This is a genomic window from Dokdonia sp. Hel_I_63 (assembly GCF_007827285.1).
Classification (GTDB): domain Bacteria; phylum Bacteroidota; class Bacteroidia; order Flavobacteriales; family Flavobacteriaceae; genus Dokdonia.
On the sequence record NZ_VISD01000001.1, the window covers coordinates 1,319,216 to 1,339,157 of the forward strand.

Sequence of the window (19,942 nt, forward strand, 5' to 3'; positions counted from 1 at the left end):
TCACCGCCTTTTCAGGTACACATTAAATAAATCTTTAAAACTTAGTATTATGTCAAACTACAATTCGGCTCTTGAAGTTGTTAGATCACTTAAAGCAAAGCATGGAAACTCTTGGAGTGCCATAAGTCCAGAAAACACAGCTCGTATGGCTGTTCAAAATAGATTTAAAACGGGCCTTGATATTGCAACATATACTGCTAGTATTATGCGCAAGGATATGGAAGAATACGATGCAAACCCTATGAGTTATACTCAGTCGCTAGGTTGCTGGCACGGTTTTGTGGCACAGCAAAAAATGATTGCAGTAAAGAAACATCATGGTACTACAAATAAAAAGTACTTATACCTTTCTGGATGGATGGTTGCCGCTTTACGTTCAGAGCTAGGTCCTTTGCCAGATCAATCTATGCATGAAAAGACTGCTGTGCCAAAATTAATTGAAGAAATTTATACATTCTTACGTCAGGCAGATGCCGTAGAACTTAATGATTTGTTTCGTCGTCTTGATGCAGGTGAGGATGTGCAAGATCAAATTGATAATTATGAAACGCATATAGTTCCAATTATCGCAGATATAGACGCAGGTTTTGGAAATGAAGAGGCTACTTATTTACTAGCAAAGAAAATGATAGAAGCTGGAGCATGCGCACTGCAGATAGAAAATCAAGTATCTGATGCAAAGCAGTGCGGTCACCAGGATGGAAAGGTGACAGTTCCTCATGAAGATTTTATTGCAAAACTTAACGCACTACGTTATGCCTTTTTAGAGCTAGGCGTAGATGAAGGAATTATTGTGGCAAGAACAGATTCTGAGGGTGCAGGTCTTACTCAGAAGTTGCCTGTAAGTCAAGAGCCTGGAGATCTCGCTTCTCAATACCTCGCTTTTGTAGAGGCAGAGGAAGTAGATATTAATAGCGCAAATGAAGATGACGTACTTCTTAAAAGAGATGGAAAACTGGTGCGCCCAGTGCGATTACCTAATGGTCTTTACAAGTTTAAGAACGGATCAAACATAGATAGGGTAGTGCTTGATTGTATTACAAGTTTGCAAAACGGCGCAGACCTTTTATGGATAGAAACGCCTACGCCTAATGTGAAGCAAATCGCTCATATGGTAAATAGAGTGAGAGCGGTTGAGCCAAGTGCTAAGCTGGTATATAATAACTCTCCTTCTTTTAACTGGACACTTAATTTTAGAAATCAAGCGTATGATGAGATGGTAGAGGAGGGTGAAAATATGACTGCGTATGATCGTAATAATTTAATGGATGTAGCTTATGATCAGACGGAATTGTCTCATAGAGCAGATGAAAAAATTAAAACATTCCAAAGAGACGGGGCACTTGAAGCAGGAATATTCCACCATCTCATTACATTGCCTACCTATCATACTACTGCACTTCATATGAATAATCTTACAGAAGGTTATTTTGGAGAGCAAGGTATGCTGGCTTATGTGAAAGATGTGCAAAGACAAGAGATACGCAATGGAGTATCTTGTGTAAAACACCAGAGAATGGCGGGTTCTGATCTAGGAGATGATCACAAAACGTTTTATGCGGGAGATAAAGCTCTAAAGGCTGGAGGAGCAAATAATACTAGTAATCAATTTCAAGAGAAGAAAACGGTATTAAATAATAAACCTGTTTTGACGGCGTAGCCTCAAACTCATTGTTAATTATTTAGAAGGCGGTGTTCTGTACGCCGCCTTTTTTGTTCAGCAATAATAATTTCGGTGATAATAGTGTCTAGGTTAGGGTTTTTTTATCCTTACATTTTACTAGATTGCTTTTCTCATATATACTTATAGTGGATGATGTTTATTGAGTTGCGCTTTCGCGAAAGCGTTATTAAAACAAACATTTCACAAGGAAATATGAAAAGGAAGGCAAAAAAATATCATTAAAAATCTTAGGAAAAATATGAAAAGTAGAAAATTACTGATGATTCCTGGTCCTATAGAATTTGAGCCAGATGTGTTGCAAGCGATGGCAGTTCCTACTGCGAGTCATGTTGCACCAAATTTTATAGAGATTTTTGGGAATAGTCTAGATATGATGCGTGAAGTGTGGAATGCTCCAAATGGACAGCCATTTGTAGTGGCAGGAAGCGGTACACTTGCGATGGATATGGCAGCCGCAAATCTACTAGAAAAAGGAGATGCTGCGCTAGTTGTTTCTTCTGGTTATTTTGGAGAACGCTTTAAGGATATACTAGAAACTTATGGCGCAGATACTACTATATTAAGCGCGCCTATAGGCCAGGTTGTGCCTTTGAGAGAGATAGAAGCGGCTTTTAAAGCAAAAGAATATAAGGTAGTTACCTTCACGCATGTAGATACATCTACAGGTGTAATGGTTGAACCAGAGCCTCTGTGTAAACTTGCAAAGAAATATAATGTACTCACCATACTTGATGGAGTGTGCTCTGTAGCTGGTCAAGAAATTTTACAAGATGCCTGGGGTGTAGATGTTGTTCTTACTGGGTCTCAAAAGGCAATAGGTGTGCCGCCAGGATTAGCATTGCTAGTAGCATCGCAAAAAGCAATAGAAGTGTGGAAAAACCGAAAAACACCTGTTCAAAATTATTATGCATCATGGAATAACTGGTTGCCCATCATGACAGCATATGAGGAAAGACGTCCATCTTATTTTGGCACCCCACCTGTTAACTTAATTCTAGCACTTGAAAAAAGTCTGCAACTAATTTGTAGTGAAGGAATAGTCGCAAGAGTACATAGGCATGAACGCCTTGCTAGTGCTTTTAGGGCTGCAATCCGCTCTTTGAATTTAGATATATTACCAAAAACAGAGGAGATTGCTGCGAGTACGCTTACTGCAGTGTACTATCCAAAAGGTATAGACGGAGCTGTTTTAAGGGCAAACATGACGCAAGATGATGTGATTGTGGCTGGAGGCTTGCTTTCAGAAATCAAAGCCAATTACTTTAGGGTTGGGCACATGGGATCTGTGTCGGCAAATGATTTGCTTTGTGTTCTAGGTGCATTAGAGCGCTCGCTATCTGCCTTAAATTATTCTTTTGAATCTGGGGTGAGCTTAAAAGTTTTCCAAGATCGCTTGGATTAAAAGTGTAATTATTTTATGAGTTTATAGCGCTAGTTTCTCCCTAAGAAGTCTGGCGTTTTTATTTTTATGGAATACGTATAAATAATTGTTTTGATAGTATTGAAAAGCTTTTAATAGCAAGCTTGTATTCAATGTGAAAACCAACAAACAACTACGTACCTTTGCATTGTGAAAACAGATAAGAGAGACATACGTAAATTAAGTAAGGAAGAACTCAGAGATTTTTTTGTATCTCAAGGAGATAAACCCTTCCGCGGAAATCAGGTATATGAATGGCTGTGGCAAAAGGGCGCACACGACTTTATAGATATGACAAACTTGTCTAAGGATACTCGTATACTTCTAGATGAGAACTTCGTGATTAATCACATACGCGTAGATCAAATGCAGCGGAGTAGTGATGGTACTATAAAAAATGGTGTTGAGCTACATGACGGTCTTATGGTCGAGTCTGTATTGATTCCAACAAAAAATAGAACGACCGCTTGTGTTTCATCACAAGTAGGCTGCAGTCTTAACTGTAAGTTTTGTGCTACCGCACGTTTAAAGCGTATGCGTAATCTCAATCCAGATGAGATTGTAGATCAAGTTGTTGTGATAGATAGACAAAGTAGGCTATATCACGATAAGCCGTTGTCTAACATTGTCTTTATGGGAATGGGAGAGCCTTTAATGAACTATAATAATGTCATTAAAGCAATAGACAAAATCACAGATCCAGAAGGATTAGGGATGTCTCCTAAGCGTATTACCGTATCTACCTCTGGAGTGCCTAAGATTATTAAGAAAATGGCAGATGATGACGTAAAGTTTAATCTTGCCGTTTCATTACACTCTGCACTTGATAATGTGCGTACAGAGATTATGCCTTTTAATGAGCAAATGCCACTTGCAGATCTTAAAGAGGCGCTTATTTATTGGTATGAAAAAACAGGAAAACGTATTACATACGAATACGTAGTGTGGGATGGTATAAATGATCGCCACATTGATATTATGGCACTATTAGACTTCTGTAAAGCTGTACCTAGCAAAGTAAATATCATTGAGTATAACCCTATTGATGATGGTCAGTTCCAGCAAGCAAATCCTGAAGCAATAGACCGTTATGTGTCAGTTCTTGAGGCAAATGGTGTGACAGTAACCGTGCGTAGATCAAGAGGTAAAGACATCGATGCAGCCTGCGGACAACTAGCTAATAAGCAATAGGATGCAAAGTAGTCGTTACTTATCTTTACTATAATGAAAATAGTAGCACAGATTAAAGAACCCATCGCTTATGAAATGGAGCTTTTTGAAGAAAAGTTTTCACTTTCTATGCGCTCTAAGGTGGCACTTCTCAATCGTATCACACATTATATTGTAAACCGCAAAGGGAAGCAAATGCGCCCTATGTTTGTCTTTCTTACCGCAAAAATGATGAACAATGGTGAGGTGAATGATCGTACCTATCGTGGAGCATCGGTTATAGAGTTGATTCATACTGCTAGTCTCGTACATGATGATGTAGTAGATGATAGTAACATTCGTAGAGGTTTCTTCTCGCTTAATGCATTATGGAAAAATAAGATTGCAGTACTTGTTGGAGATTTTTTATTCTCAAAGGGACTGTTGCTTTCTATAGATAATGGCGATACAGATTTATTGCAAATTATATCTGTAGCAGTAAGAGAAATCTCAGAAGGCGAATTACTCCAAATTGAGAAAGCCCGCAAGCTCGATATTACAGAAGATTTATACTACGAGATTATCCGTCAGAAAACAGCAACATTAATTGCTGCATGTTGTGCTATGGGAGCTTGTGCAGTCCATGCTAAGGATAAAGAAGTAAAGCGTATGCATAAGTTTGGAGAGCTTATAGGGATGGCTTTTCAAATTAAAGATGACTTGTTCGATTATGGTACTGCCAAAATAGGGAAACCTACAGGTATTGATATCAAAGAGCAAAAGATGACCTTGCCGCTTATATATGTGCTGAATACGGTTTCTAAAAAAGATAAAAATTGGCTCATTAATAGCATCAAGAATAAGAATACAGACAAGAAGCGTGTAAATGAAGTAATTGCTTTTGTAAGAGATAACGGCGGCCTAGAGTATGCAGTTACAAAGATGAAGGCATTACAGCAAGAAGCGTTAGAAATCCTAATGACATATCCTAAGTCGGTGTACCGCGACTCTCTTGAGTTAATGGTCAACTATGTGATAGATAGGAAGAAGTAATTTAAAAATAGTACACAAAAAAAAGGCTAAACATTACGTTTAGCTTTTTTTGATATGATATAAGAATTAAGCTCTTACTGCTCGATTCATAACTAAATCTAAGTAGAGATTTACTTTGTTTTTTAATTCTTGACGCGGAGTGATAAAGTCTAAGAAACCGTGTTCTTGTAAGAATTCTGCAGTTTGGAAACCATCTGGTAATTCCTTTCCAGTAGTATCACGTACAATACGTGGTCCTGCAAAACCTATAAGTGCTCCAGGCTCAGAGATGTTAATGTCCCCTAGCATTGCAAATGATGCTGTTGTACCTCCTGTAGTAGGGTCTGTACAAAGCGATACATAAGGTATCCCTGCGTCTGCAAGTTGAGCAAGCTTAGCACTTGTTTTTGCAAGTTGCATAAGTGATAAAGCCGCTTCCATCATACGAGCACCTCCAGATTTAGAGATAATCATAAAAGGAATATTGTTTTTAAGAGAGTAATCTGCAGCACGTGCGATTTTTTCACCTACTACACTTCCCATAGATCCACCTATAAAGCTGAAGTCCATACAAGCTATTACAATATCTGCACCCTTAGACTTACCTACGGCAGTTCTAATGGCATCTTTAAGTCCTGTTTTTTCTTGAGCAGCAGCGAGACGGTCTACATACTTCTTTTTATCCTCAAACTTAAGAGGATCCTTAGAAGTAAGTTTTGGGTCTAGCTCTTTAAATTTATTATCATCAAAGAGGATTTCAAAATATTCATTACTACCTATGCGTACATGGTATCCATCCTCTGGTGAGATGTAGAAGTTCTTTTCTAGCTCTTCTGTATCTACTATTTTTCCAGTAGGTGATTTGTACCACAGCCCCTTAGGAGTATCTTTTTTGTCCTCTGTTGCAGTGTGTATTCCTTTTTCTTTACGTTTGAACCAAGCCATATTGTGTTTGAATTTGGTTAATGGTATTTATTCCGCTTTCGCGAAAATGTTATAACTATAAATAATTCCTTTCTACTATTAGAAAGTAAATCCTAGCATCGTTAGGACTCATTAATTACTAATGCAAGCCGTAAAAATACGGAAAACGGATTACATCAAATCAATTTTGATGCAATCCGTTTTTACAATTTTTATAATGTGTTGATACTATAGTGTATCGATATTATTTAAATCTTCAAAAGCCTTTTTAAGACGAGCTCCCATAGTTTGCTCTGCCTTACGTAACCATACGCGAGGATCATAAAACTTCTTGTTTGGAGAATCGTCACCAGTAGGATTACCTATCTGTGTTTTAAGATACTCAGCATTTTCTCCAAAATAATCACGGATACCTTCTGCAGTAGACCACTGTAAATCTGTGTCAATGTTCATTTTGATAACTCCGTAAGAGATTCCTTCACGTATTTCCTCTACTGTAGATCCACTTCCTCCGTGAAAAACAAAATCAATGTGGTTGTGCTCCTTACCATACTTCTCAGAGATATGCTCTTGAGAATTTTTAAGAATCTTCGGAGTAAGCTTTACGTTTCCTGGCTTATAAACTCCGTGTACATTTCCAAAAGCTGCAGCAATCGTAAATTGATCACTTACTTTACTTAGTTCCTCATAGGCATAAGCAACTTCTTCTGGTTGTGTGTATAATTTTGAATCATCTACATCACTGTTATCTACACCATCTTCTTCACCACCAGTGATACCTAATTCTATCTCAAGTGTCATTTCCATCTTAGCCATGCGCTCAAGATATCCTTTGCAAATCTCGATATTCTCTTCAAGTGGTTCTTCACTTAAATCAATCATGTGAGAGCTAAAGAGTGAATGACCGTGTTCTTTATAGTAAGCCTCATTTGCATCAAGCATCCCGTCCATCCAAGGAAGTAATTTTTTTGCACAGTGATCTGTGTGTAAAATTACGGTTGCTCCGTATGCTTTTGCAAGTTCGTGTACGTGCTTTGCTCCAGCTACAGCACCTAGTACGGCTGCTTTTTGGTTGTCATTGTTTAATCCTTTTCCAGCATTAAACTGTGCTCCACCATTTGAAAACTGGATAATTACAGGAGCATTAAGCGCTGCTGCTGTCTCTAGAACCGTGTTGATACTGTTAGACCCAATTACATTAACCGCAGGAAGGGCAAAGCCTTTCTCTTTTGCATAGTTAAAAATTGCTTGTACTTCGTGGCCCGTGGCTACACCTGGTTTTATAGAATGCGACATTGTTGTTGTTTAAAATTAGTGAAGTAAAAATAACAAATATTACTCGGAAAGTAGCCCGGATATAAAGGTTACTACGACAACGTTTTAGCTAGGTTACGCTTTCGCGAAAGCGAAAAAAATAAACAATAGAAACTCTCAATAAAATTCTAGAGTAAAGAATAGGAAGATGGAGGGACTACTAGAAAGGATAATTTATCCCCACGTTATAAACTGCATTTGAGAAGTTGTATTCCTTAAACCAGCGATCACCTTCTGGGAGTGCTGGGTTGTAAGATTTAAAACCTACGTCAAAGCGAAGGGCAAAAAAGTCAAAATCCCACCTTAATCCAAAACCAGAGCCTACCGCAAGATCTTTCAAACTAGCGATATTATTAAAGCGTGATCTAGGGTCTTCTACATTATCAAACACATTCCAGATATTTCCGGCGTCTGTAAATAGCGCTCCTTCTATAGGACCTATTAAATCAAAACGGTACTCAAGGTTGAAGGCAAGTTTCATGTTTGCTTCATTAAATTCATTTGGACTACCGCTACTTCCTGGGCCTAGATCATAAGCTCTCCATGCTCTGTTGTCGTTAGAACCTCCACCAAAAAAACTACGTATGAAAGGGATGCTCGTAGAGTTGCCGTAAGGAATTGCAATGCCGCCAAAGGCTCTTGCTGCAATGATGTTATTACCTCCAAGATCCCAGTGACGTGAGTATTCTATTTCTGTTTTTACGTACTGAGAATACACAACACCAAAAAGGCTTTTGTTTCCATCTTCGTTTTTCTCTGTGTTTGCAATTCCTCCGGCAAGTGCTAGCGCATTACCAGCAAGTTCCACACGAGTTCTAAGTCGGCTAAAGGTTTCATCAAACAGATTTTCCCTATTGTCATAAGTGTGTGATATATTTAAGGATACAATAAGGTTGTCTTCTGTAAGTCGCTCTTGGCGTTCTCCTATCGCTCGTATATCATCTATATCGTCTTGAACTAGATTGTCTACTTGGCTGCGGTTTACGTCATTTATAAACTGCTCTGCTCCTGTGGGTATAGAAAGATTTCTATCGCCATTTTCATCGGTTATAAAATATCCAGGGTTGATATTTGCTTCATTGTTGCGTGCGATGGTATTGAGGTCTTCATAACTATTTCTATAAATATTAAAATAGTTGTCTGGGTTAAGATTACGCACATATTGAGCATTGATGAGGTCTACACTAAAGCTGCGTTTCCATGATGGGCTCCAATTATATGTAAGTCCCGCGGTTACCGTTTGCTTATCAAGACCTATATTTTGTTGTACTCCTATACCAAGATTAAAGCGAGTATTAGGCTGCCATTCGGCTGGAATGAGAGCGCTTGTACTTACCGGAAAAAATATACGAGGGAACGTAAGTCTTACATCTGCACCTATTTCTGAAATATTAAAGAAGCTATCATCAGGATTTGCAGCATCGTCTGACGCTCCTATACTACCACGAGCAGATATTTCTAAGGTTTCGGCACCTCGAAAAATATTACGAATTAATAGAGATCCAAATCCAGCGATCCCAAAATCTTGAATGTTTGAGGTAGACACGTCAAAGTCTGCTCTTAATTTATATTTCTCAAGAGGGGAGAGTCTTATGCTTGCAATAAGATCAGACCTTGTGCTATCTGCAGGGTCTTCCATGTATTGAATACTTGGGTATTTAAAAGTGCCAAGTCTACTTAGTCTGCTTAAACTTTGGATACGATCTCTATCTTTATAAATATCACCTGGTTTAAGAGGGATAATATCTGTGAGGGCCTTAGGTCTGTAATTGATTTTATCATAAGCATAGATCTTAAATCCGTCCTTTACTAAGGAGTCATTAAAAGGCTTATCTCGATTAGCATAACTGTAATCTGTAATAATATTTACTTCAGAAACATTGTGAACTTTAAACGGTACTTCAAAAATAGAATCGTTTATGTTTTCCGTAGGGTTGTCTATAATGTACTCTAAGTTGGCTTTATGATTTGTGTTTACGGTATCCCCTACGAGGCGTATGTATTCTGACTCAAAATGATATAAGCCATTGTTTCTAAAGAGTTCTGTAAGACGCTGTGTTTCGGCATTAATATTTCCAGTAGCATAGCGATCTCCAGCCTTAAGTAAGGAAGCACTTTTGTGAACATTATAGATAGAATCTGCAACTGGTGAAGCTATCATAGGCTTGATACTATCTAAAAAATAGGCTTTACGTTTATTGACCTTATAGTCTACGCTGGCGCGCTGGTTGCTGTCCTTTTTAATTTCATAATCTACAGTAGCATTAAAGTAGCCATTGTTTACATAATAAGAATTAAGACGTTGCGCAGATTTTTGAGTAATTGCATCTGTGACAATAGCAGGAGCTTCACCGGTTTTTTTAATCCCTGTGTTGATGCTCTTTTTGAAGTTACGGGCAGCTTCTACTTGCTTGCGAGAAAGTACGCGTTCCCAGAAGGTGAATTTATTTTCGCTCGCCGCTCTTTGTGCATCGAGTATAGAATCTATGTTAGGTCTCGCAAGATTATAAATATAAAGTCGCAGCGGAATTCCTAACCCAGGTAGTGTAGTGTTGGGTTTTTGATAAAGAAAATTATAAAGTCGGCTCTCATTTACTTTCTCTTCGCCATCATAAATGGTGTTTTCGGTAAGCAAATGCCCATCATCTGGTACACGCTTTGTTGCATCACAACTTAATAGAAACACCGCCACTAGCAGAATTAGTGATATTTTTGTAAAAGTCGTTTTCAAAAGGGCGTTTTCATTATTTCAAAAGTACATCTTAATCGTGGTAAGCAAAAATACAATCAAACGAATAACGAGTTTAGGTCAAAAAAAGTACAGACAGCGTGAACGCGTTTTTGTGGCTGAGGGAATTAAGGTGGTACATGAGCTGCTCAATTCGGACTTAGAACTTGTGGAATTGTATGCAGAAGACGTTTCCTCTTTCGCGAAAGCGTTACAAAACAAAAATCAAGCGATAGTAGAAGAAGTAAGCACTGCAGACTTGAAGAAAATCACGTTCTTAAAAACTACACAAAAAGCAGTGGCAACATTTAGAATGCCAGAAGCTGCACAGCTAGATAGATCTGGGCTTACATTATTGCTAGATGATGTGCGTGATCCTGGGAATCTAGGTACAATTATACGTTTGTGCGATTGGTTTGGGATTAAACAACTCGTGTGTTCTATAGGAACCGTAGATTGTTACAATCCTAAGGTGGTTCAAGCCACTATGGGGTCTCTGACGAGAGTAGATGTTATCTATACCAACCTAGAGGAATATCTTGAAAATGATAGTCGTGAAGTCTTTGGGACCTTTATGGATGGTACAAACATTTACAATATAAGTTTGCCAGCAGAAGGTGTTATTATCATGGGGAATGAAGCAAACGGCATATCTCGAGAAACAGAGGCTGTAGTGTCTAATCGTATTGCAATACCGAGGTTTGGAGATCTACAAGAAACAGAAAGTCTTAATGTCGCGACAGCAACTGCAATCTGCTTAAGCGAATTTAAAAGAGGGTGATTGCTACTGGAAGGTAAAGTTTAAAAATATTCCTCTTGTTTGCATTTTATTGATGTTACCGGTCCAAGGGCTGTTTGGGCTGTTATCTCTCACGAGCTCATCAGACATTGCAAATACTCCTTTTAAGCTAGGGATAAACTTAAAGTAGTAGAGGTAGAGCTCTACACCTATAGCCATCTCATAAAACAAGGGATTTGAAGTTGTACGGAACTGGCCAGCAAAGTTGTCATCTGGGTTTTTCTCGTTACTAGAAAGGTTTGTTACCGCAGCTACCCCTACTTGAACATAAGGACGCACATTATTAAGTCTTCTAGTATTAAATTTTAATGCAAGTGGTAAATATATATAGGTAGACGGCACTTCTCTTAGAAGATCATTTTCACTATCAAAACGAGCATCTGGAGCGTACATTAAATTACGTTGTGTATAGACGAGTCCAGGCTCTGTACGTATGCTTATAAACTCAGAAAGTCTTAGGTCTCCTACAATACCTACATTGAAGCCTAAAGAACGCTCTACTTGAATATCTTCTTGGTCTGTCTGGTAGTCAAAATTATAATCCATGGAGTTGACACCAAAGTAGTAACCCCAAGAGATTGGCTTTTTGTCAAAATTTTGATCATTTTGTACTCGAGCTCTAGAGAGCCATTGACCATGAACCGTTGAGAAGCTTAAAACAAGTGCTATTATAGCAATGTATGTACGCATAAAATTATTTTGTAGCAGTATAAATTGTTGCAACTCCAAAGGTTTGGGGTTTGTGTTGCACGTCTTTAAACCCAGTTTTGCGTAAAATATTGTTTAGCTTCTCTCCAAAAGGGAATGCATTTGCACTTTCACTTAGGTAGCCATAAGCATTTTTATCTTTAGAAAAGAGTTTACCTACGGTAGGTAAAATCACTTTAGAGTGAAAATTATATCCTTGTTTAAATGGTGTTTTTGTAGGTACAGATGTTTCTAAGATAACAAAGATGCCATCTGGTTTAAGTACGCGTAAAATTTCGGCAAGGCCTTTTTCTAGCGTTTCAAAGTTGCGCACTCCAAAAGCGACTGTGATCGCGTCAAAGGTACTATCTTCAAAAGGCATGTTCTCACTGTCTGCCTGCATCATCTCGATGCGGCTATCTAGTTTTTTTGCCGCTATTTTTTTTCTACCTACAGAGAGCATCCCTTCAGAAATATCAAGTCCCACTAGTCTGCTAGCATTTGTACTAGCCATATTAATGATGAGGTCTCCAGTACCTGTCGCAATATCAAGAATAGAGGCTGGATTAGTATCTGCAACTAGTTGCACCACTTTTTTACGCCATTTTACATCGATACCAAAAGAGATTACACGATTAAGTCCATCATATTCTCCAGAGATATTATCAAACATCTGCTCGACCTGATCTTTTTTTGATTGCTCAGAAGACTTATAGGGTGTTACTTTCTTAGACATTGCCTTTTTTTTACAAAGATAAGGCTTTCGCCAAAATGTGATTAACCTCGCCTAAGGTCATTTTGATTGTGCATATTGAGCTATAATTATGACCTTTTAAAGGGGTAATGGTGTGCTTTTTATGTAATGCATTCAAATTTTCGCGAAAGCGAACCAATAAATAAAAGTCCATCAAGAGATTAACGGCTGCATTTTTTTAATCGGCTATCAAAGTATTATCTTTGTAGGCATTTTTGAGCACACCCATTTATGAAAATAATCATTGCAGGAGCAGGAGAAGTAGGCTTTCACTTAGCTAAATTACTCTCTTACGAATCTCAAGATATTACGTTAATTGATACCGATAAAGAAAGTCTATCTTATGCAGATACCCATCTGGATATTAGAACGATAAAGGGTGATGCGACTTCCATATCTATATTGCAAGATTCGCGCGTAGATGGTGTAGATCTTCTTATTGCGGTAACTGCGAGTGAAACGACTAATATTACAGTATGTGTACTAGCTAAACAGCTAGGTGCAAAGCGTACTATAGCGCGTATTTCTAACACGGAGTTTATAGATAATAAAGAATTAGCCGGTTTTCAAAAGTTTGGTATCGATGAGTTGATATCACCAGAAAGTCTTGCAGCTAGTGAAATTGAGTTACTGCTCAATCAAAGTGGTTTTTCTGATAGTTTTGAATTTGATAACGGCGCACTTACTATGGTAGGAACTACGTTATCACGCACAGCCTCTTTTGTAGGTAAAAGCGTTAAGGAAGCAGCTAAGATTTTTCCAAAATTACATTTTATGCCTATCGCAATACAGCGAGAAGGTACGCAATATACACTCATTCCTCGTGGAGATACCATCTTTAAGGAAGGAGATCATATTTACTTTGTAACAGTAAAGGGTGGAGTAGAAGAGATATATAAACTTACAGGTAAAGTAAGACAGCATATAAAGAATGTCATGATCTTAGGTGGTAGTAACATCGGGTCAAAAACTGCCAAAGATCTCTGTAGTAACAGATTTAATGTCAAACTCGTTGAGAAAAATCGCGATAAGGCAATAGATCTTGCAGATTTACTTCCCAAAGCATTAATTATAAATGGTGATGGACGTAATGTAGAGTTGCTAGATGAAGAAAATATACATGATATGGATGCATTTATCTCTGTAACAGGGGATAGTGAAACTAATATTATGTCGTGTCTAGTTGCTAAGTCTAAAGGGGTGCAAAAAACAATTGCACTGGTAGAAAACATGGATTACTTCCAGCTCTCACAGAGTATCGGGATTGATACCTTGATTAATAAAAAATTACTTGCGGCAAATAACATTTTTAGATATATCCGTAAAGGGGAAGTAGTAGCAATGACTAAGCTCAACAATATGAATGCTGAGCTACTTGAGTTTATTGTAAAAAATTCTTCAGAGGTGCAAGGGAAGCGTATAAAGGATATTGATTTTCCTCGATCTGCTACCATAGCGGGAGTCGTGCGTAATGACCAAGGTCTTATTGCTCTAGGAGATTTTAGAATAGAAGTAGGAGATCGTGTAGTGGTGTGCTGTTTACCACGATCGATTAAGAAAGTAGAAGAAATGTTTATCTAGCCCCATGCCTAAACTTAATTACAAGATTATATTTCATTTAATGGGTGTGCTGCTGTTAATTAACGGTGGCTTTATGCTTATATCAGCGCTCGTAAGTTTTATAACGAAGGATGGTGTGATGCTAGAAGTATCTGCAGCGGCGTTAATTACGGCACTTGTGGGTACTTTGCTCATGTTTATCACTAGAGGTCACGAAAAAGAACTCAAGAAACGTGAAGGATATATCATTGTAACTTTTGGTTGGCTTTTTATGTCACTCAGCGGTATGCTACCTTATTTGTTTTCTGGCACTATACCAGGAGTTGCAAATGCTTTTTTTGAAACGATAAGCGGTTATACCACTACCGGAGCTACAATTTTAAGTGAGATAGAGACATTACCTAAGAGTATTTTGTTCTGGCGTTCTATGACGCACTGGATAGGAGGAATGGGTATTATAGTACTTGCGATAGCAATACTACCGTTGCTGGGAATAGGTGGTATGCAGCTCTTTGCAGCCGAAGCTCCTGGTCCTAGTGCAGATAAGTTGCACCCAAGAATTACAGACACTGCAAAGCGTCTTTGGTTAATTTATGTGAGTTTTACAGTAATAGAAACCATCTTGCTTAAGCTAGCAGGTATGTCATTTTTTGACGCAATTAATCATGCGTTAAGTACGCTGTCTACAGGTGGATTTTCAACCAAAAATGCAAGTGTTGCATACTGGAATGACAAGCCGCTTATCCAGTATATAATTATCTTTTTTATGCTTCTTGCAGGTACAAACTTTGTACTCAGTTACTTTGCTTTTAAAGGTAAGATTCAGAAGATATTGAGAGATGAAGAGTTTCGTCTGTACATGGCTTTTGTATTTGGATTTGGGATTATTGCTTCCCTTGTGATTTACTTCAATGTAGATTTAGGAATATCAAGTATTGATCATCCTATGGTATGGGGTAAAGCAGAGGCATCTGTACGTCACGCTTTATTTCAAGTGCTGGCAGTAATTACCACTACTGGTTTTATTACCGCAGATTATACGATGTGGACGCCATTTCTTACTGTTATCTTTTTCGGGTTAATGTTTTTAGGGGGTTCTGCGGGATCTACTTCTGGAGGTATTAAAGTGGTGAGACATTTACTTACCATACGTAATGCACTTGTAGAGTTTAAAAGAACATTGCACCCTAACGCAATACTACCTGTACGTTATAATACAAAATCTGTAGATAGATCTATTATCTTTAATATACTCGCGTTCTTTATACTCTATATGCTATCGTGGATTATAGGAGCTAGTGTGCTAGCTTCAATGGGGCTCGATTTTAGAACAGCACTTGGAGGCGCAGCCTCTGCGCTAGGAAACGTAGGTCCTGCCTTTGGAGGTCTAGGTCCAGTAGATAATTATGGATGGCTACCGCTTGCAGGAAAGTGGTGGATGGCATTTTTAATGCTTATAGGGCGTTTAGAGTTATTTACAGTACTTATTTTATTAACCCCATTTTTCTGGAGAAATAGATAATGTTAGATAAATCAATATACGATCTCGTCATCATAGGAGCTGGTCCTATAGGTCTTGCCTGTGGAATCGCGGCACAAAAAAAAGGACTTAATTATATCATAGTTGAAAAAGGAGTGCTGGTAAATTCTTTGTATAATTTTCCTGAAAACATGACTTTTTTTAGCACCTCAGAGCTTCTGGAAATAGGAGAGGTACCTTTTGTATCAGATCGTGATAAGCCGACCAGGAAAGAGTCTCTAGAGTATTACCGTAGAGTCTTGGAAACGTATAAGCTTAATGTGAGCTTATATACAGCTGTAGAAAAAATGACTCCAAGAGACGGTGGTTATGAAATCGTAACGGGCAAGGGTGATGTTTTTACCAAGGCAGTCGTTGTTTCAACTGGTTTTTATGACATGCCTAGGGAGCTCAATGTGCCAGGTGCAGACTTACCAAAAGTTAAATATTTTTATGATAGTCCGCACCCATATGTAGATCAGCATGTGGTTGTAATAGGTGCAGCAAACTCCGCTTGCGACGTAGCACTAGAAACCTATTATAAAGGAGCCAAGGTGACTATGGTAGTACGTGGATCAGAAATAAATAACCGAACAAAATATTGGATCAAACCTAATATAGAGAACCGAATTAAGGAAGGTTCCATAAACGCACACTTTAACTCAGAGGTCGTTGATATCACTGAGAGAGAAGTAACGATTAAGACTCCAGAAGGCTTAGTAACTATAGAGAATGATTTTGTGCTTGCAATGATAGGTTATAAGCCTAACTACAAGCTTTTTGAAAATTTAAATTTACCTATAGGGAGTGATGATTTTAAGACTCCTATTTATAACGAAGAAACCTTAGAGACCCCTCTTAAAAACGTCTTTGTTGCCGGTGTAGCTGCGGGAGGCCTCAAGACTAGTAGATTTTTTATTGAAAATACCCGAGTACACGCAGAGATGATTATGGATCATTTAGTGACTGAGCTTTAGAACTGCTTTTACTGTTATTTCTTTCTTAAGCTTTTCGAAAAAAAAGTAAGCCAAATCACGCTACTTGATCAAGTTTCAAATTAACTTCGCAATCGATATAGAATTTCCTATTTATAAGCGACTCATGCGCTAGCTATAATTTAAAGAATATACACTCATGGCATTACGACAAATTACCAATACGATCTTGATGATACGCCCTATCCAGTTTAGAATGAACGAGGAAACGGCAGTAAATAATTATTTTCAGGAAGAGCTCAATCTTAAAAATGAAGAGATTAATAAAAAAGCGCAACAGGAGTTTGATGATTTTGTAGCGAAACTGAGATTTGTAGGAGTAAATGTTATTGTGGAAAATGATGATAAGGAGGGTAATACTCCAGATTCTGTATTCCCTAACAACTGGGTTTCTTTTCATGAAAATGGTGATGTTGCATTGTACCCAATGTTTGCCGAAAACAGAAGAAGAGAGCGCAGAGAAGAAGTGCTTATTAGACTCGAGAAAGAAGGTTTTGAGATTAAGAATGTATTTGATTATTCTGAGGCAGAAGAGGAAGATTTTTTCTTAGAAGGAACAGGAAGTATCTTAATGGATCGTCAGAACGAGCGTGCATATTGTGCACTATCTGCAAGAGCAGATGAGCAGCTTTTTATAGAATTCTGTGAGGATTTTGAATATACGCCTATTGTATTTACGGCAAATCAAACTGTAAATGGAGAGCGTCTTCCTATCTATCATACTAATGTGATGATGTGTCTTGCAGAAGAATTTTGTGTAATCTGTCTTGATACTATTGACGATAAGAAGGAACGTAAAAATGTGTTGAAGCATTTAAAGGCGACTAACAAGGAAATTATAGCAATCACAGAAGATCAAATGCATCACTTTGCAGGAAATATGCTTCAAGTATTAGGGGCAGATAATAAGAAGTATCTTGTGATGAGTGCAGATGCGCATCAAAGCCTTACTTCAGATCAAGTAAAGAAAATAGAAAGACACAGTAAGATTTTAAGTAGTGACTTAGGTACTATTGAGACTTGTGGAGGTGGTAGTGCTCGTTGCATGATGGCAGAAGTTTTTCTACCTAAAAAATAGGTATATCTCCTAGCTCCCTTATGAGGATGGCTAGTTGTAAAATCTAAGATTTACGTTTTTTAATGAATGAACATTGTGTTGTTCATCTAATGCATTGGTGAATCATTGGTTTTTAAAAAATAAGACGTTATATTTATCATATAGGCGTTCTAGATATAAGTTTTGAAAGTAGCAATTTTAAAAATGTTTGTAGTTTTCATTTTTATAATTTAACTGCATAAGCAGTACAGGTAAATTTTTTTAGTAGGATTTAAAAAGGAACCATATAATCTTTCAATCATACTTTTTCTAGTGCGCCTTTTTTATATACTACTTAAATCTTTTAGTAGCTATATTTCTAATCATACCTCCAAAAATAAAGTAGTGAAATGGGAGCATACTATACCAGTATAGTCTGCCAAACAATCCTTTAGGTCTAAAGGTTGCTGTTTGATGCAATACGTCGTTTTCATCTATTGTAAACTCTAGCCAGGCTTCTCCAGGTACTCTCATTTCGGCAAAGAGTAGTAGTCGTGGTTCTTCTTTACTTGCGAGTAGTACTCTCCAGAAGTCAAGTACGTCACCGGTGTAAATCTTATTGCTATGCGTTCTCCCTCGGCGCAGGCCTACTCCGCCTGCAAGTTTGTCTACGTATCCGCGAATTTTCCAGAGCCAGTCTGCATAATACCAGCCTCTGTCACCACCTATCGCCCAGATATTTTCTAGAGCAAGTTCCCTGTCTTTAAGCTGTACAGTTTGTCTGTCTTTGAGGCATCCATATGTGGGTATTTGTATATACTCTTCAAGATTCGTTTTGAGTCGGCCACTTACGAGGCTATCTTTCCACGAGCTGGCTACTTGATTTTGTTCAATTTTGGCGAAAGCCAAATTAATAGCCTCCTCATAAGAAATAGGAGTTATCTGTAGTAAATCTTGTAGCCTAGTGTCTTTTGAGACTACTTCTATTTTCATGCTATCTACGAGGTTGAGTGCAAGTTTATAAGATGTAGAGGTTATAAAATACAACCAGTAAGAGGATATTTTTGGACTCATGACTGGTACGGTCAGTATGTATAATTTCAAGCCGCGCACTTTTGCATATCGTTGCATCATATCGCGATACGTGAGTACGTCTGGACCACCTATATCAAACTGGTCATTATACGTTTGTTCATTCCCTAGCACGCCTGTGAGGTATTGCATCACATTACGTATGGCTATGGGTTGGCATTTGGTTTGCACCCATTTTGGGGTAATCATTACCGGTAACTTCTCACATAAATCTCTTATGATTTCAAAAGATGAGCTTCCAGAACCTACTATAATTCCTGCTCTCAATACGGTAAGCGCAGCTTTACCTTTGCGCAATGTAGTCTCTACATTTTGTCTCGATTTTAAGTGCTTACTGAGTGTTTTGTCATTTGCGATACCACCTAGATAAATAACTTGCTTGCAATTTGTGGGAGCGATGTACTTATTGAAGTTTATTGCCGAAAGTTCTTCTTTCTCGTCAAAATCTGACGTGCTTGAGCTCATGGAGTGGAGCAAGTAATAAGCCGCATCAATATCTACAGGTATTTTTGAAATATCTGGTTCATCTAGAAAGTCAATTTCTACAACGGTGATCTGCTCTCTTATTTTTTTTGATACAGAAAGTCTAGCTTCATTGCGCACCGCACAAATAACCTCGTGTTTTGCTTCTAGTAACATGGAGAGCAAGCGCATCCCGATATAGCCATTTGCTCCTGTGAGTAAGATTTTCATATGGTTTAAAGGTCGTCTATGTTAGTAGGAGCTTGTGCAGCTTTTTCTTGAAGAATACGTTTGATAAAGTTATGTACTTTTTTATCCTTTGCTTTTGCCTCTATCTTAATGAAATAACTGTCACGATAGATGCTATATTCCTCGGCGCGTCCTTTGTAGAGGTTTAATTTCCAGTATGGGATTATCAGCGCATAACTGTCTAGTAATGCTCTAAAGCCTACGATAATTCCTCTTGGTCGCAACTCTATGTTGCACTTGTTGCGATATTTATCTAGCGCAAGAAAATTTTGAATCTGTACACTTGATTCTGTGATCACTAAGTGTCCTATTCCTATGCCGCCTTGTTTGATGCGCTCGCGTAGTCCAAAGGCTTCACCCACCTCGGCATCTATTTTGCGTTTTACATCTGGGTTGTTGTAAGATACATTTAATAGCATTTTTTCTTTTAAAGATACGAGTTTCGCTATGGATTCTGTGCGCTAACTTTCAATTTTCACATATCTTTGTGCTTCACGTAATACCCGTAAATAGGGGATTTTTACGTTTTATAAATGTT

Annotated in this window: 16 protein-coding genes; 9 read left to right on the plus strand and 7 right to left on the minus strand. The window is 38.0% G+C overall.

Annotated elements, in window-relative coordinates; all coding sequences use genetic code 11:
- Nucleotides 1-49: 49 nt before the first annotated feature.
- From JM84_RS05825 to JM84_RS05840, 4 genes are all read left to right on the plus strand, one after another.
- Nucleotides 50-1,660 carry an isocitrate lyase gene (locus JM84_RS05825; protein ID WP_013749985.1) on the plus strand — a complete coding sequence of 537 codons (1,611 nt, stop codon included), beginning with the start codon at nucleotides 50-52 and terminating at the stop codon, nucleotides 1,658-1,660.
- A gap of 262 nt (nucleotides 1,661-1,922) precedes the next feature.
- Complete coding sequence (locus tag JM84_RS05830) at nucleotides 1,923-3,086, plus strand: pyridoxal-phosphate-dependent aminotransferase family protein (protein WP_013749984.1); 1,164 nt, start codon at nucleotides 1,923-1,925, stop codon at nucleotides 3,084-3,086.
- Nucleotides 3,087-3,254: 168 nt separating this feature from the next.
- Nucleotides 3,255-4,295 (plus strand): 23S rRNA (adenine(2503)-C(2))-methyltransferase RlmN, encoded by a 1,041-nt coding sequence (gene rlmN / locus JM84_RS05835; protein WP_013749983.1) that lies wholly within the window; start codon nucleotides 3,255-3,257, stop codon nucleotides 4,293-4,295.
- Nucleotides 4,296-4,328: 33 nt separating this feature from the next.
- A complete protein-coding gene (locus tag JM84_RS05840; RefSeq protein ID WP_013749982.1) occupies nucleotides 4,329-5,306 on the plus strand; it encodes a polyprenyl synthetase family protein in 978 nt (325 codons plus the stop codon).
- A gap of 66 nt (nucleotides 5,307-5,372) precedes the next feature.
- Here JM84_RS05840 and accD read toward each other — a convergent pair whose 3' ends face one another.
- The 3 genes from accD to JM84_RS05855 all read right to left on the minus strand — a co-directional run bounded on the left by accD (nucleotide 5,373) and on the right by JM84_RS05855 (nucleotide 10,254).
- A complete protein-coding gene (accD, locus tag JM84_RS05845; protein ID WP_144783217.1) occupies nucleotides 5,373-6,230 on the minus strand; it encodes an acetyl-CoA carboxylase, carboxyltransferase subunit beta in 858 nt (285 codons plus the stop codon).
- A 207-nt stretch (nucleotides 6,231-6,437) separates the two neighbouring features.
- Complete coding sequence (fbaA, locus tag JM84_RS05850; protein ID WP_144783219.1) at nucleotides 6,438-7,505, minus strand: class II fructose-bisphosphate aldolase; 1,068 nt, start codon at nucleotides 7,503-7,505, stop codon at nucleotides 6,438-6,440.
- 178 nt (nucleotides 7,506-7,683) lie between these two features.
- Nucleotides 7,684-10,254, minus strand: a complete 2,571-nt coding sequence (locus JM84_RS05855; RefSeq protein ID WP_144783221.1) for a BamA/TamA family outer membrane protein — start codon at nucleotides 10,252-10,254, stop codon at nucleotides 7,684-7,686.
- 37 nt (nucleotides 10,255-10,291) lie between these two features.
- Between JM84_RS05855 and JM84_RS05860 the strand changes: the two genes are divergently transcribed.
- On the plus strand, nucleotides 10,292-11,032 hold the full coding sequence (locus tag JM84_RS05860) for a TrmH family RNA methyltransferase (RefSeq protein WP_144783223.1): 741 nt from the start codon (nucleotides 10,292-10,294) through the stop codon (nucleotides 11,030-11,032).
- Between the two features lie 3 nt (nucleotides 11,033-11,035).
- Here the strand turns inward: JM84_RS05860 and JM84_RS05865 are convergent, their stop codons facing one another.
- Both JM84_RS05865 and ubiE read right to left on the minus strand, forming a co-directional pair.
- Nucleotides 11,036-11,740, minus strand: a complete 705-nt coding sequence (locus tag JM84_RS05865) for a porin family protein (RefSeq protein WP_013749976.1) — start codon at nucleotides 11,738-11,740, stop codon at nucleotides 11,036-11,038.
- Between the two features lie 4 nt (nucleotides 11,741-11,744).
- Complete coding sequence (gene ubiE / locus JM84_RS05870) at nucleotides 11,745-12,473, minus strand: bifunctional demethylmenaquinone methyltransferase/2-methoxy-6-polyprenyl-1,4-benzoquinol methylase UbiE (protein WP_144783225.1); 729 nt, start codon at nucleotides 12,471-12,473, stop codon at nucleotides 11,745-11,747.
- Nucleotides 12,474-12,722: 249 nt separating this feature from the next.
- On the opposite strand from ubiE, the gene trkA reads away from it, so the two are divergent.
- From trkA to ctlX, 4 genes are all read left to right on the plus strand, one after another.
- Nucleotides 12,723-14,072: a Trk system potassium transporter TrkA gene (trkA, locus tag JM84_RS05875; protein ID WP_108878082.1), complete on the plus strand. Its 1,350-nt coding sequence runs from the start codon at nucleotides 12,723-12,725 to the stop codon at nucleotides 14,070-14,072.
- Between the two features lie 4 nt (nucleotides 14,073-14,076).
- On the plus strand, nucleotides 14,077-15,573 hold the full coding sequence (locus tag JM84_RS05880) for a TrkH family potassium uptake protein (RefSeq protein WP_013749973.1): 1,497 nt from the start codon (nucleotides 14,077-14,079) through the stop codon (nucleotides 15,571-15,573).
- On the plus strand, nucleotides 15,573-16,547 hold the full coding sequence (locus JM84_RS05885; protein WP_013749972.1) for a YpdA family putative bacillithiol disulfide reductase: 975 nt from the start codon (nucleotides 15,573-15,575) through the stop codon (nucleotides 16,545-16,547). The genes JM84_RS05880 and JM84_RS05885 overlap by 1 nt, the downstream gene beginning before the upstream one ends.
- A gap of 157 nt (nucleotides 16,548-16,704) precedes the next feature.
- A complete protein-coding gene (ctlX, locus tag JM84_RS05890; RefSeq protein ID WP_013749971.1) occupies nucleotides 16,705-17,643 on the plus strand; it encodes a citrulline utilization hydrolase CtlX in 939 nt (312 codons plus the stop codon).
- Between the two features lie 309 nt (nucleotides 17,644-17,952).
- On the opposite strand, the gene JM84_RS05895 is transcribed toward ctlX, so the two are convergent.
- Together JM84_RS05895 and JM84_RS05900 are read right to left on the minus strand one after the other, a co-directional pair.
- Nucleotides 17,953-19,386 (minus strand): SDR family oxidoreductase, encoded by a 1,434-nt coding sequence (locus JM84_RS05895; protein ID WP_013749970.1) that lies wholly within the window; start codon nucleotides 19,384-19,386, stop codon nucleotides 17,953-17,955.
- 5 nt (nucleotides 19,387-19,391) lie between these two features.
- On the minus strand, nucleotides 19,392-19,823 hold the full coding sequence (locus tag JM84_RS05900; RefSeq protein WP_013749969.1) for a hypothetical protein: 432 nt from the start codon (nucleotides 19,821-19,823) through the stop codon (nucleotides 19,392-19,394).
- Nucleotides 19,824-19,942: the final 119 nt, after the last annotated feature.

Coding starts and splice junctions, on each gene's coding strand:
- accD (WP_144783217.1), bottom strand. CDS start 6,230: ATGGCTTGGTTCAAACGTAAAGAAAAAGGAATACACACTGCAACAGAG.
- JM84_RS05825 (WP_013749985.1), top strand. CDS start 50: ATGTCAAACTACAATTCGGCTCTTGAAGTTGTTAGATCACTTAAAGCA.
- JM84_RS05830 (WP_013749984.1), top strand. CDS start 1,923: ATGAAAAGTAGAAAATTACTGATGATTCCTGGTCCTATAGAATTTGAG.
- ubiE (WP_144783225.1), bottom strand. CDS start 12,473: ATGTCTAAGAAAGTAACACCCTATAAGTCTTCTGAGCAATCAAAAAAA.
- JM84_RS05900 (WP_013749969.1), bottom strand. CDS start 19,823: ATGCTATTAAATGTATCTTACAACAACCCAGATGTAAAACGCAAAATA.
- ctlX (WP_013749971.1), top strand. CDS start 16,705: ATGGCATTACGACAAATTACCAATACGATCTTGATGATACGCCCTATC.
- fbaA (WP_144783219.1), bottom strand. CDS start 7,505: ATGTCGCATTCTATAAAACCAGGTGTAGCCACGGGCCACGAAGTACAA.
- JM84_RS05865 (WP_013749976.1), bottom strand. CDS start 11,740: ATGCGTACATACATTGCTATAATAGCACTTGTTTTAAGCTTCTCAACG.
- JM84_RS05895 (WP_013749970.1), bottom strand. CDS start 19,386: ATGAAAATCTTACTCACAGGAGCAAATGGCTATATCGGGATGCGCTTG.
- JM84_RS05840 (WP_013749982.1), top strand. CDS start 4,329: ATGAAAATAGTAGCACAGATTAAAGAACCCATCGCTTATGAAATGGAG.
- JM84_RS05885 (WP_013749972.1), top strand. CDS start 15,573: ATGTTAGATAAATCAATATACGATCTCGTCATCATAGGAGCTGGTCCT.
- trkA (WP_108878082.1), top strand. CDS start 12,723: ATGAAAATAATCATTGCAGGAGCAGGAGAAGTAGGCTTTCACTTAGCT.
- JM84_RS05880 (WP_013749973.1), top strand. CDS start 14,077: ATGCCTAAACTTAATTACAAGATTATATTTCATTTAATGGGTGTGCTG.